The organism is Chloroflexota bacterium (assembly GCA_016235055.1).
Taxonomy (GTDB): Bacteria; Chloroflexota; Anaerolineae; order JACRMK01; family JACRMK01; genus JACRMK01.
In genome coordinates, this window is sequence record JACRMK010000084.1 from 18,663 (window position 1) to 30,978 (window position 12,316).

General features: G+C 64.7%; 11 protein-coding genes. 8 read left to right on the forward strand and 3 right to left on the reverse strand.

Annotation, left to right across the window (positions count from 1 at the left end; all coding sequences use genetic code 11):
- Positions 1-76: 76 nt before the first annotated feature.
- A complete protein-coding gene (locus HZB53_20215) occupies positions 77-1,054 on the forward strand; it encodes a P1 family peptidase (protein MBI5879980.1) in 978 nt (325 codons plus the stop codon).
- Between the two features lie 220 nt (positions 1,055-1,274).
- On the forward strand, positions 1,275-1,712 hold the full coding sequence (locus HZB53_20220; protein MBI5879981.1) for a single-stranded DNA-binding protein: 438 nt from the start codon (positions 1,275-1,277) through the stop codon (positions 1,710-1,712).
- Between the two features lie 233 nt (positions 1,713-1,945).
- On the opposite strand, the gene HZB53_20225 is transcribed toward HZB53_20220, so the two are convergent.
- Both HZB53_20225 and HZB53_20230 read right to left on the reverse strand, forming a co-directional pair.
- Positions 1,946-2,818, reverse strand: coding sequence for a hypothetical protein (locus HZB53_20225; GenBank protein MBI5879982.1), 873 nt, complete (start codon positions 2,816-2,818; stop codon positions 1,946-1,948).
- A 19-nt stretch (positions 2,819-2,837) separates the two neighbouring features.
- The gene (locus HZB53_20230; GenBank protein ID MBI5879983.1) at positions 2,838-3,539 is read right to left on the reverse strand and encodes a hypothetical protein; all 702 of its coding nucleotides are present in this window, start codon (positions 3,537-3,539) and stop codon (positions 2,838-2,840) included.
- Between the two features lie 862 nt (positions 3,540-4,401).
- Here HZB53_20230 and HZB53_20235 point away from each other — a divergent pair.
- The 4 genes from HZB53_20235 to HZB53_20250 all read left to right on the forward strand — a co-directional run bounded on the left by HZB53_20235 (position 4,402) and on the right by HZB53_20250 (position 9,154).
- Positions 4,402-4,980, forward strand: coding sequence for a tetratricopeptide repeat protein (locus HZB53_20235; protein MBI5879984.1), 579 nt, complete (start codon positions 4,402-4,404; stop codon positions 4,978-4,980).
- Positions 4,981-5,005: 25 nt separating this feature from the next.
- Positions 5,006-6,148, forward strand: coding sequence for a M48 family metallopeptidase (locus HZB53_20240; GenBank protein MBI5879985.1), 1,143 nt, complete (start codon positions 5,006-5,008; stop codon positions 6,146-6,148).
- A 514-nt stretch (positions 6,149-6,662) separates the two neighbouring features.
- Complete coding sequence (locus tag HZB53_20245) at positions 6,663-7,130, forward strand: hypothetical protein (protein ID MBI5879986.1); 468 nt, start codon at positions 6,663-6,665, stop codon at positions 7,128-7,130.
- Between the two features lie 326 nt (positions 7,131-7,456).
- Positions 7,457-9,154 carry a sulfatase gene (locus tag HZB53_20250; protein MBI5879987.1) on the forward strand — a complete coding sequence of 566 codons (1,698 nt, stop codon included), beginning with the start codon at positions 7,457-7,459 and terminating at the stop codon, positions 9,152-9,154.
- Between the two features lie 77 nt (positions 9,155-9,231).
- Here the strand turns inward: HZB53_20250 and HZB53_20255 are convergent, their stop codons facing one another.
- Complete coding sequence (locus HZB53_20255) at positions 9,232-9,819, reverse strand: hypothetical protein (protein MBI5879988.1); 588 nt, start codon at positions 9,817-9,819, stop codon at positions 9,232-9,234.
- Between the two features lie 548 nt (positions 9,820-10,367).
- Between HZB53_20255 and HZB53_20260 the strand changes: the two genes are divergently transcribed.
- Entirely contained in the window at positions 10,368-11,267 is a 900-nt protein-coding gene (locus HZB53_20260; protein MBI5879989.1) for a dihydrodipicolinate synthase family protein, read from the forward strand.
- Between the two features lie 29 nt (positions 11,268-11,296).
- Positions 11,297-12,220, forward strand: a complete 924-nt coding sequence (locus HZB53_20265) for an alpha/beta fold hydrolase (GenBank protein ID MBI5879990.1) — start codon at positions 11,297-11,299, stop codon at positions 12,218-12,220.
- Positions 12,221-12,316: the final 96 nt, after the last annotated feature.

A 12,316-nucleotide genomic window follows, 5' to 3' on the forward strand; every position in this document is an offset into this window, starting at 1 on the left:
CATGCGCGCACGCATCTTCTCCTGGGCGCATACGATGTTCAGCGTCGCGCGCTGGCGTTTTGGAACCACGCGCCGTATGACGACGTACAACGCCTTGACCGACGTGCCCGGCATCCAGGTCGGGCACTGGACCGACCTCGACGCGGCCACCGGCTGCACCGTCGTCCTCTGTACAGACGGCGCGGTGGCCGGGGTGGATGTGCGCGGCGGCGCGCCCGGCACGCGCGAAACCGACCTGCTCGACCCAACCTGCACCGTGGAACAGGTGCATGCGATCCTGCTGGGTGGTGGCAGCGCGTTCGGTTTGACCGCAGCCGATGGGGTCATGCGTTGGCTCGAAGAGCGACATATCGGTTTCAACGTCGGCGTCACGTATGTGCCGATTGTGCCCGCAGCGATCCTGTTCGATCTGGGTATCGGCAGCCCAACCGTCCGGCCCACTGCGGAAAGCGGCTATGCAGCCTGTGAAGCCGCCGCCGGCGGCGCGATTGAGCAGGGCAACGTGGGCGCCGGCGCCGGCGCGACTGTGGGCAAACGGATGGGCTTCCCGTGGGCCACCAAGGGCGGCCTCGGGACCGCCTCGGCGCAGATCGAGGGCGGCATCATCGTCGCGGCGCTGGTGGCGGTCAACGCCGTCGGCGATGTGGTCGACCCGCGCACGGGTCGGATTATCGCGGGTGCGCGCAAACCGGGCGGGGGGTTTGCCTTCGAGGCCCCGGCCGGCGGCGCGACAGCGATCGCCGACATGCCGTTGCGCAATACGACCATCGCCGTGGTTGCCACCAATGCAAAGCTGAGCAAAGCGGGCGCGACCAAAGTGGCGCAAATGGCGCACGACGGGCTGGCGCGGGTCCTTCGCCCCGCGCATCTGCCGATGGATGGCGACACGGTCTTTGCACTGTCGCTGGGCGCGCAGACGGCCGACCTCGGTCGTGTGGGCGCCGTCGCCGCCGATGTGCTGGCCGATGCGTTACTGGCGGCCATCATGGCGGCGGAGACGCTGAAGGGTATTCCGTCCGCGCGGGATCTGCAGGCAAGTAACACGCAACTATAGCCGCGCGCTTTTGTGACGATTGACCATCGACCCTGCGGGTGTTGAACACCCGTGGGGTCGTTTGCTATTTCCGTGTGATGGTCGGCAGCCTCTACACGATGATCGAGTGAAGCCGTAGGGGCGCGTTGCACGCGCCCGATGCCCGATTAGAACAAATGATTTGTTTATGTTTCCGGTTCGGTGTATAATTTCCCCACATCCAAAGCACAGGAGGTGCGACATGTATCAAAAAGTGACCATCGTCGGCAATCTGGGGCGCGATCCCGAGTTGCGCTATCTGCCAAATGGCACGCCCACCGTAACCTTGTCTGTCGCCACCAATAATACTTATAACAACCAAAAGGGCGAACAGGTTAAGGAAACCACCTGGTGGCGCGTTTCGGTTTTCGGCAAGCAAGCCGAGGTGTGCAGCCAGTACCTGACCAAGGGCCGCCAGGTGCTTGTGGAAGGGCGTTTGCGTCCCGACCCGACCAGCGGGGGACCGCGCATCTACACCAAGCAGGACGGCTCGACGGGCGCGTCATTTGACCTCACGGCGCAGACCGTGCGCTTTATCGGCGGGCGCGGCCCGGGTGAGGGCGGTGGCGCCGGCGGCGGCGCAGCCGGACCCGACATGGGCGCCCCGGATATGGGCGAAGAGGATATCCCGTTCGAATAGCCCCGGTTCATTCCGGTCGTAACGTAAACGTCCCGATTGCGATGATCACAATCGGGACGTTTGCTTATCATTGGGGACCGGACCCGCCCGCACACGCACCCACACAGCGGGTTCAACATCACGCGTTCCGCTACCTGTCCGGATGAGCAGTTGGGCAATCGGCCCAAAACGACACAGCCCCTGCGAATGAGGGGCCGCGTCGTTACACGCGAAACGCGATCGCCAGTCCGCCGCTAGCGCGCGACGGCCGGCAAGTACAACTGAACCGGCGGTGACAGGCCCTGCGCGTACACGTGCACGCCGTTGCCCGGATCATCGATAGACTCCATCACGATATCGAGAATGTAGGGGTGATTGACCTCCAGACGCTGCGCGTGGTCGGGCGGCGTCGCGCCGCTGGATAAGTCAAAGAAGACGTCGAAGAAACTGTCGGCCAGCGGACCCACGTCGCGCGGCGCGTCCAGCATCTCCAGCACCGGCATCGCCGTGGCCGTGCCGTCGGCCGTCAGGTCGTCCAGCGCCAGCGCCGTGCCGGGGTCGAGCAAGTTCACCGACACCAGCGTCATCGAGATGTTCTGCGCGTTGACCACGCGCACGCGCAGGTGCGGCGGCGACGGCCAGTCCCACGCCACGCCCGCGAACAGCGGGTTCGACAGCACTTGCGTGCCGGTCAATGTCCACATCAGCGGCTGGGCCGCCTGCGGATCGAGCAACAGCCCGGGGCTGTCCGAGCAGAAGCCAACGTGCACCATGCCGCTGGCATCGACCGTGGCGCCGCTGAAGTTCAGGCGATAGGCGTTGGCACCCGCGTCGTAGCCGCTGCTGCCGTCGGTCGGGCCGAACGGGTTATAGACCTCCGTGTACACGCTCGTGACGGTCGGGATGCCGCTCAACCGGAATCGCAGACCGTTCACGTCCTGGCTCGTGTTGTTCAGGAACTCCCAACCCGTGCAGTAGCGCAGTCCGTTCGTGCCCAGCGCCGCCGGCGCGGAGCCCGCCGCGGCGAAAACGCCGGCCGCCGCGAGCACCCACAGCATCAACCCCAGCACGCCCAACGACAGGCTCAGGCTGGTCGCGATAAGCCCGCGTCTGATCGAACGAGGCATAGCAACCTCCTCTGCGCGATTAGGGCACCGCGCCGGCTGGGATAAAGATCCGCTTGCCCGTGACACGGTTCACGTCGATCGAAACGCTGGTCGGCGTGGACGCCAACGGCCCAGGCGTGCCGGCCGTGTACACGGCGTCGATGTCCAGATCGAGCGGGCTCAGGTAGACCAGGTAGCCGACGAAGAGCGGCATCGGCACGGGTGGAGGAACGGCCGGGTATACGAGCGCCCAAAGCGCGTTGCAGTCGTCAAACATCGCGAAGTCGGGGCCGAGGATGGTGCCGGTGATGACGCGCGGTTGCTGGGCGTTCGGTTCGCGACCGATCGGCCCTTGCGCAGGATCCACCAGTACAATCACTTTTTTGCGGATGGGCACCTGTTTGTAGTTGGGGTTGTGCGCGTTGATTTCGGTCGCGTAGTTGCCGGGCTTGACGACCGGCTCGCCATTGCCCGGTACGGGGTTGCTGTTCGGCAACTGCAGGCCGCACACGAACTTGGCGGCAAAACTCCAGTAGTAGCCGTTGACGACGACGCCCTGCTCGGGGCCGCCGGCGGGGGGCGCGCCCGCGCCGCCGTCGACGGCAGCTGCGATCGCCGCGGGATCGGCGCTGCCGGGCGCCAGCCGGGCGGCGGCAATCTGCGGCCACGTGACGGCGAGCGCTACCAGCAACAGGCCGCCTGCCACTATGGCGAGCGCGACAAACTTGAATGGGCGAAGCATTTGGATACCTCCCTGAGCGATGCGAATGGGCCGGGAAGCTGGCCGCATTCCATTTGGACAACTCAGCGCTGAACGCACGAACCCGCAAGCGTGCTGGGCATCACCTCGCTTTCGGCCGGCCGCATCAACAGACGGGCGACATGCAAGCTGCGACGGGCTGGGATGATCCGCCGCGCGCCGGATGCGGTGCGCGGGAAGTACTGGGCGCCCGACGGCAACGTGAGCGGCCGGGCGCGTATCGCGACGCGTCGTAGTGCAGGGCGGACAAGGCGGGGCGATACGGGGAAGTGCAACGACACGCCGTGCCCGGAGAGTATCTTGTTGGCAAGCATAGCACCGTTCGCGGCGCAAGGCAATTCATGCGGGCAGGGCCCAGCAATTCTCATTTTGGAGTCGGCCACCAGTATGCCCCCTCATCCCCTGGCCCCTGCTCCCCCGCGCGCGCGCGGGGGAGCAGGGGAAAAGCTAACGGGGAGGGCAACCCCGCTTTCTTGTCGAGCCAGCTTGCGTGATAAGCACCAGGGGGCCAGTTCATAGCAAGCCGGCATTGGACAGTACGCGTCCAAAGCCAAATTGAGAATTGCTGGGCAGGGCCATTCAATAGTCGTGGTGTACGGTGTATGCTGAAAATCCGACGAAGCGGGCGCTGAGCTTGCCGCACCGCCCACCCCCGCCAATGGCGCGGGGCGAGTCGCAGACGGGGTCGAAGCGCGCGCATTTCTCTGCCCTTCGACGGCGTCGTGTGCCGCTCAGGGCACGATCGCACGGTGGGCCGTGCGACTTTTGAATCGCCCTGTTGTGCGGGCACGTAATTTGTCGCGGCGCGCGATAACTGCTACGCTACACGCACGGGAGTACATGCATGAGCGTGCGAGCGCGAAAACTTGGCGGGATGGCGGTGGTGCTGGTGCTCGCCGCGCTGCTCGTCTGGCTGGCCGGCAGCGGCCTGTTCCGGCAGCCGGCGTTCAAACCCGCGCCGCGCCCCACGCCGGCTGCGACTGCGCGAGTCACTGACGAGGACATGGCGGCAGGCGATGCCGCTTTCGAGCGGGGCGACTATGCAGACGCGATTGCCGCTTATGGCCGCGCCATCGAGTGCAACCCGGCGTCGGCCGAGGCGCACAACAACCGGGCCTACGCGTATATGACTGTGCACGAGTACGAACGCGCGCTGGCCGATCTCGACCGTGCACTGCAACTGCGGCCCGCCTACATCAATGCGCTGGTCAATCGCGGCGACATCTACAACTATTACTATCGCATCGACCATGCGCGCGGGATTGAGGACTACAACCGCGCGCTGCAACTCGACCCGGCGCATTCGCTGGCGCTGGGCCACCGCGCTATCGCCAATTTCTACGGCGGCGACTGGCCCGCCGTCCTGGCGGACACGGTGCGCGCGATGCGTGCCGGCCTGCAGGGTGAGACACCCGATTATTGAACTCCTGTCCAACGACCACCATGCTATGATTGAAATCAGCATTGACCCCGCACGCCAGCAGCAGGCCAAAGAGTACGCGCGCATTCGCCGCCGCCTGTTTGTCGTGGAACTGGGCCTCGCGGCGGCGCTGACGCTGGCGTGGCTATTCAGCGGCGCCAGCGCGGCGCTCGGCCGGCAGATCGCGGCGATTACGGCCAATGAGTGGCTTGCCGTCGCGCTCTACATGCTCGTCTTCGGCGCGGTCTATCTCGTCGTGGACCTGCCACTGACTTGCTACAGCGGCTTCGTCCTCCCCCATCGCTACGGGTTATCCACACAGTCGTTCGGCGGGTTCATCGCCGACGGCATCAAGGGCATGGCGGTCGGCGGCGTGCTCGGACTGGCCGTCATCGAGGTGATCTACGCGCTGCTGCGTACCGCGCCGGATACATGGTGGTTGTGGACAGCCGGCTTCATGCTGCTGTTCAGTGTCGTGCTCTCGAACCTGGCGCCGGTGCTTATCCTGCCGCTGTTCTACAAGCTGACGCCGATTGAGGATACCGAACTGGTGCGGCGGCTGACGGCATTGGCCGAGCGCGCTCAGGCGCGCGTGCGCGGCGTCTACACGATCAACTTCTCCAGCAAGACGACCGCGGCCAACGCTGCGCTGATGGGGCTGGGCAACACGCGGCGCATCGTGCTTGGCGATACGCTGTACGGCCAGTTCAGCGCCGACGAGATCGAGACGATCCTCGCACACGAGCTGGGCCACCACGTGCATCGCGACATCCCGCTCGGCATCGCGCTGGAGGCGGTGGCGACGCTGGCGGGGCTGTACCTGGCAGATCTCGGGTTGCTGGCGGGCGTGCAGGCGTTTGGCTTCGGCAGCATCGCCGACGTGGCGGCGTTCCCGGTCTTCGCGGCGGTGATGGGCGCATCCGGCTTTGCGACCATGCCACTGAGCAACGCGTTCTCGCGCTGGCGCGAGCGCCGCGCCGACCAGTACGCGCTGGAAGCAACCAACAAGCCGGATGCGTTTATCGGAGCGATGACGCGGCTGGCCAACCAGAACCTGGCCGAGGTGGACCCAGAGCCGTGGGTCGAGTGGCTGCTCTACTCGCACCCGGCGATCGGCAAACGGCTGGCGCAGGGCGAGGCATACAAACGGGCAGTAACCAATAGTCAGTAGTCAGAAGGTGGCGTGGAGCGGATCAGGGCGACTAAAAAAATCTGGTGATTACCCATATCTACCAGACCTCGCGGGTTTTGAAAACCCGCGAGGTCTTGATACGCGCGATCCACGACGATGTGGGTAATCACCAAAAAAATCCCTTGACAAACTGAGCGACCGTGCCCTGAGAATTCCAGGTCGCCACGCCGACGTGCGTGCGGACAGAAACTGGTGCGCCGGACTGCCAACATGTCATGTCGGCGAAAGCCGGCATCCAGCGGTGCTGCCCTTGGGCCCCGGCTTTCGCCGGGGCGACAACCGGTGACGCTTTGGTGCCGATCATGCACTACGACAATTGATGGCCCTGGGAGCGGATTGACGTTCATTGCTACTGGTTTATAATGGCAGTGTAGCCCGATTTACAGACCGATACGGCGCCCGACCGCTACAAATGCGCCATCCTGTGCATACCCTGCGTGCTGTTACCACGCGCACCTGAACCCGATGCGGCGACTTGAACAGCGAGACGACAGTGAATCCAAATTCGACAGTTAACGCGCAACCGGAAGAGGGCAGCGAAGCCGCCGAGATCACACCGCGAGCGCGCCTGTTGAGCCCGGGGCGCGGCGTGCTGGTGCGCTTCCACCCGGCTTACATTGCGGCGCGCTTCCAGCAACCATCCGTGTTTGCCACACGCGGCGACACGGACGCGGCGCCGCGGCTGACTCTGCTGGCCGAGTCGCTGAGCGTTCAGCCGGATCACTGGAACATCCGCGTGCACGCCGAGTATCCCGCGCAGACGCCCCGTCGCCTCTCGCTCTGCACGACGATTACCGGCGACCCGCAGCCCGCGCTGCGCGTGCGGCTCACCTGGGGCGATGTGACGCTCAGCCGCAACGCCGATCCCAGCGGCAGCGCCTGCTTCGATGATCTGCCGGCCGCGGTCGTGATGGCGGCGGAACCGTGCGTTTGGCTTGATATTGAAGCGCTGAACGACTAGCGCAACGTTCGCGATGTTGTCCCCACCGCGCGCGGGACCGCCGCTTAACCCCTGGGCGGCCGTCAACGTCTTCGGCGCAGCGCAGGGCGCATTGACCGCAAAGCACGCAAAGAGCGCAAAGGAAAGCATGAACTGGCGCTGCGCTTCGGCGCTTGAGGGCTCCGGCTTCCGTGCGTGCCCCGTATGTTGTACGACGCTGCCTGAAACTTTAGCCGCTCGTACCGCGTGATGCATATAGCGGGCCAGGTTGCGCGACAGCCGCGTGCAGCATCCGGCGGATGACGCGCCTATTTGCACGCAGTTCACGCACCACCACGGGAGAGCGTATGAAGAGCCATCTGCGCATTGTGTTTGGCCTCGTTGTGCTGGCGCTGCTCGCCGCCTGCGAAGGACCGACTCCGGCGCCATCAACCGCGACGCCCGCGCCCACCATAGCTGCTGCCACAGCAATGCCCGCCACGGTGGCCGTATCGACAATCACGGGAACGCCATCGCCGGCTACGCCAGCCGCGACCACGCAAGCGAGCGCGGCCAGCGGAGCCGCGAAGTCCAAGCCCAATATCGTATTCGTGCTCACCGACGATCTCGATGCGGCCGAGATCCAGTTCATGCCCAAGCTGAAGTCGCTGATCGCCGACCAAGGCATGACGTTCGACAACTACTTTGTGGCGATGTCGCTCTGCTGCCCCTCGCGCGCGACGACGCTGCGCGGGCAGTACCCGCATAACACCGAGATCCTCGGCAACTCCCTGCCGACCGGCGGCTTCCAGAAGTTTTTCCAGCTCGGCGAGGAAAAGTCCACGGTCGCAGTCTGGTTGCAGGACGCCGGCTACCGCACGATGCTGGCCGGCAAATACCTGAACGGCTACCCGGACAAGAGCAACGCGATGTACATTCCGCCCGGTTGGACCGAATGGTACAGCGCCATGAAGGGCAATCCGTACAGCGAGTACAATTACACGCTGAATGAAAATGGCAAACAGGTAGCATACGGCAAGACGGCGCAGGATTACGGCGCCGACGTGTACGTGCGCAAGACGACTGACTTCATCCAGCGCAGCGCGAAGGACGGCAAGCCGTTCTTCGTGTACCTGGCGCCGTACGCGCCGCATTCACCATACACGCCCGCGCCACGCCACGCCGACCTATTCCCCGGCGCGAAAGCGCCGCGCACGCCAAACTATAATGAGGCAGATGTGAGCGACAAGCCGGCCTACATCAAAGACCGCCCGCTGCTGACCACGAAGCAGATGGACACGATCGACCAGGATTACCGCAAACGGCTGCAGGCGCTGCAGGCGGTTGACGAGGGCATCGAGGCGATCGTCAACGCGCTCAAGGCGAGCGGCCAACTGGACAACACCTACATCTTCTTCACATCCGACAACGGCTATCACCTCGGCAACCACCGCCAGATCACCGGCAAGATCACGCCGTACCAGGAAGAGCTGCGCGTGACGATGATCGTGCGCGGGCCCGGCGTGCCGGCCGGCAAGACCGTGCCGCACCTGAGCGGCAACGCCGACCTCGCCCCGACGTGGGCGGACCTGGCCGGCGCCAAGCTGCCCGATTTCGTCGACGGCCGCTCGCTCGTCCCGCTGATGCGCGGGAGCAGCATCCCGCTCGATCAGTGGCGGCAGGTCTATCCGATTGAGAACGGCGAGATGCGTGCCGCACGGACGCAGAGCACACCGGGGCTGATTCCTGTGACCGACGCCGGTTTGCTGGAGCAGCCCGATGGCGACGCGAACCGGATGGCCGCGCTGTCGACCGCGCAGCAGAACCGGCTCGCCGTGCCGCCGCTGCGCGGCATCCGCATGCAGACGACGAGCTACATCGAGTACAACACGGGCGAAAAGGAGTATTACGACATCCAGGCCGACCCGTACCAGTTGCAGAACCTGGCGGGCAAGGCCGACCCGAAACTGCTGGCGGTGCTGTCGGCGCGCGTGAAGGCCCTGGCGGCGTGCAAAGGCGCAGCCTGCCGCACGGTTGAGGACGCGCCACTGAATCTGCCGAAGTAGCGGCGAGGCGGGCTTGCGCGACGCGCATCGAGGCCATGCAATACCACGCATGGCCTTCGGTTTTATTCACGCCTGCATTATGGCTGATAGGCGAAACTGTCCACCACGCTCGCATAGATTGAACGATTGGCAGCTAACTTATCGTCGTCAGCACAGAATGTCAGCCTGTATCCAACATCAGTGTAATACCGGTAGGTGTCAAGGCATCGCCTGACCACATTGGGCAATCCAAAATCCTGTATAGATTGAAACGTGTACTCCAACGTACCTGACTGAGCGCCTCGCACCGTGCGCACACTGTACGATTGTGCTGCATACAGCAAGTGTTGCTGCGCCAGGTTTTCACCCCAGGCTCGAACGGCCTCGAATGAAGGCAAGCCGGTACGTTTATGAATCGTCATCATCGACGAAAAATGATCCCATTCCAATCGAGCCACAATGTCGGGGACGTACTGGTCGCCTTGGGGCGTTTCCGAGAACCACCAAGAGTCGGGGTAATCTATCGCAAACTGTCCTACCGCGCTTACAACGTGGCGTAGCCCAACCGTAGTTGCGCGAGGCGGAACCACGTGCATCAGTGAAGCGATTGCTTCACCGGCTATTGCCACCGTTAGAATTGTCAGAGCAACCACGAGCAACAACCTCTTGCGACTGAGCCATGACATGCTCTTGTTCCCTGTATTGAGATGAAATCCACAAAGCAGCCCGTGCAATCACCCCGCCCACAGTATAGCACTCGCGGCTGATCCCTCGCATATCGCGCCCCGGCGCAAAATGCTATAATCGAGCCATCACCCTCGTTTACAGGGTGGCAGGCGGAACGTATGAAGTCCGACCGTTTACGGGAACGCCACGCGATCATTACCGGCGAGGGCATTGGCAAGGCAATCATGCGGGTGATGCCGGCCTCGTGGCTGACGCTTGCCGGATGCGAACGATGACCGCTCGGTGCGCTTTCACGATTAGCGGATGCGGTTTTCCGGCGGCTGATCGCCAGATGGAGCATACCCATGAGCACGGTATCTGCCTCGCAAGCCGACGCCTTCCCCGGCCTTGCGCACCTGGCTCCCGCCGAGCGCGAAGCGTTGTTGATCAAATGTGAATGTCGCATGATGCACGCTGGTGCATCACGACAAATCCCAAATCCCAACTTCCAAACCCCAAAAGCGCAGCCGAGTTGTGAGCGACCGGTTGCGCGCGAGGAGAACACAGCATGGCCGGAAAGAAACTGTATGGCTGCATTCCGATTGTCGTCACGCCGTTCGACCCGGAGGGCCGGGTGGATGAGGAGAGCCTGCGCCGCGAGGTCGACTGGCTGATCGACGGCGGCGTACACGGGCTGGCAACGCTGGCGCTGGCCAGCGAGGGCTACAAACTGAGCGACGCCGAGCGCGCGCAGGTGGCGCAGGCGGTGGTCGACCAGGCGCGCGGGCGGGTGCCGGTCATCATCTCGGCCGACCACAGCGGCGCGGATGTGGCGGTGGAGCGTGCGCGGCAGGCGCAGGCGTGGGGCGCGGACGGCGTGATGGTGCTGCCGCCGTCGTTTATCAAGCCGGACGGCGACGCGCTGTACCGCTACTATGCCGCCGTGGCGAACGCGCTGTCGGCGCCGGTCATCGTGCAGGACGCGCCACAGTTGACCGGCGTAAACATGCCGGCATCGTTTCTCGCGCGATTGGCCGACGAGTTCCCTCACGTCAACGTCGCCAAGCTCGAAGGGGTGCCGTCGGGTCCGAAGATCAGCGAGATCATGAACCTGACCGGCGGGCGCATGGTCGTTTTCACCGGCTGGGGCGGGCTCGGCTTCTGGGACGGCCTGCTGCGCGGCGACGTGGGCTGCATGCCGGCGGCGTGCTTCGGGCCGTCGCTGGCGCGCGTGTACAACCTGTATGCCGCGGGCAAGGTGCCGGACGCGTGGAAATGCTTCGACGCGCAGGCGCACTTTGTGGCGTGGTCGATGCAGACGCTGGACATCTCGGTATGGACGTCGAAGCTGGCGCTGCTGCGCGAGGGCGTGATCGCCTCGGCGACCCAGCGCGACCCGGCCACGCCCGGCGACCCGGTCATGCAGGCGCAGTTTGAGGTGTACTGGGAGCAGTTCAGCCGGCTGTAGGCCGGCGCCATGCCGCGGAGGTCCCGACGATGAACACAACTCAGCCCGCGCAAGACTACGCCGAAGCGGCGGCGCGCATCACCACTCTGCAGGCGTTCGACGACGCGACGATCTACCCGAAGTGTCGCACGCGCTTCTTGTCGCACGGGCAGCGCACGACCTGGGCGATCGTCTTCCTGCACGGCTACACGAACTGCCCGCAGCAGTGGGAGCGCTTCGCCGGGCCGTGGCACGCGCGCGGCCACAACATCCTGATCCCGCGTCTGCCGGGGCACGGCACGCTGGATCGCTTCTCGGACGCGCTGGCGACGCCGGGGGCCGCCGCGATGTGCGCGGCGAGCGATGCCGCACTGGACGTCGCACGCGGACTCGGCGAGCGGGTCGCCATTGTCGGCCTCTCGCTCAGCGGGGCGCTGATCTTGCGCGCCGCGCGCATGCGCGCCGATCTGGCGCTGGCCATTTCGATTGCGCCGCAGATTGCGCCGCGCAACGTGCCGCTGGCGCTGGCGCCGCTGCTGGTGGCGCTCATCCGGCGCATACCGAACCGCTTCATCTGGTGGGACCAGAAGCTCAAAGCAGCGATGCCGGGACCGCTGCACGCGTACCCGCGTTTCCCGTCGCGCGGCATGGGCGAGATGTTTGGCATCGGGCTGGCCGAGCTGGCCGCGGCGCGCCGCCCGGGTGCGCGACCGCAGGCCGGGCACACGCTGCTGGTGACCAACGCCTACGACCCGGCGCTGAATAACGCGCCAGCACACGAGATCATCGAACGCTGGCGCGCGCACGGCGCATCGAACGTCGAACTATACGATTTTGACGCCTCCGAGCAGCTCTTGCATGACCTGGTTGAGCCGGATCAGATCGGTCAGCGCATCGACTTTGTATATCCCGTTCTGAACGAATTGATGGAACGGGCGATGAACGGAGGCGGGGGGTCGCCACGTGGCGGGTGACAAAATTGGTCGCGCCGGGGATTCTGCCGTAAGCGCATTCTTAATGTATTTGTAATATTGTGTAGATGGCAGTTTGCACTCCACTCCCACGCGCGA

Excerpts from the sequence above, each read along its gene's own strand:
- HZB53_20215 (MBI5879980.1), top strand. The coding sequence starts at position 77 with ATGACGACGTACAACGCCTTGACCGACGTGCCCGGCATCCAGGTCGGG.
- HZB53_20220 (MBI5879981.1), top strand. The coding sequence starts at position 1,275 with ATGTATCAAAAAGTGACCATCGTCGGCAATCTGGGGCGCGATCCCGAG.
- HZB53_20225 (MBI5879982.1), bottom strand. The coding sequence starts at position 2,818 with ATGCCTCGTTCGATCAGACGCGGGCTTATCGCGACCAGCCTGAGCCTG.
- HZB53_20230 (MBI5879983.1), bottom strand. The coding sequence starts at position 3,539 with ATGCTTCGCCCATTCAAGTTTGTCGCGCTCGCCATAGTGGCAGGCGGC.
- HZB53_20235 (MBI5879984.1), top strand. The coding sequence starts at position 4,402 with ATGAGCGTGCGAGCGCGAAAACTTGGCGGGATGGCGGTGGTGCTGGTG.
- HZB53_20240 (MBI5879985.1), top strand. The coding sequence starts at position 5,006 with ATGATTGAAATCAGCATTGACCCCGCACGCCAGCAGCAGGCCAAAGAG.
- HZB53_20250 (MBI5879987.1), top strand. The coding sequence starts at position 7,457 with ATGAAGAGCCATCTGCGCATTGTGTTTGGCCTCGTTGTGCTGGCGCTG.
- HZB53_20255 (MBI5879988.1), bottom strand. The coding sequence starts at position 9,819 with ATGTCATGGCTCAGTCGCAAGAGGTTGTTGCTCGTGGTTGCTCTGACA.
- HZB53_20260 (MBI5879989.1), top strand. The coding sequence starts at position 10,368 with ATGGCCGGAAAGAAACTGTATGGCTGCATTCCGATTGTCGTCACGCCG.
- HZB53_20265 (MBI5879990.1), top strand. The coding sequence starts at position 11,297 with ATGAACACAACTCAGCCCGCGCAAGACTACGCCGAAGCGGCGGCGCGC.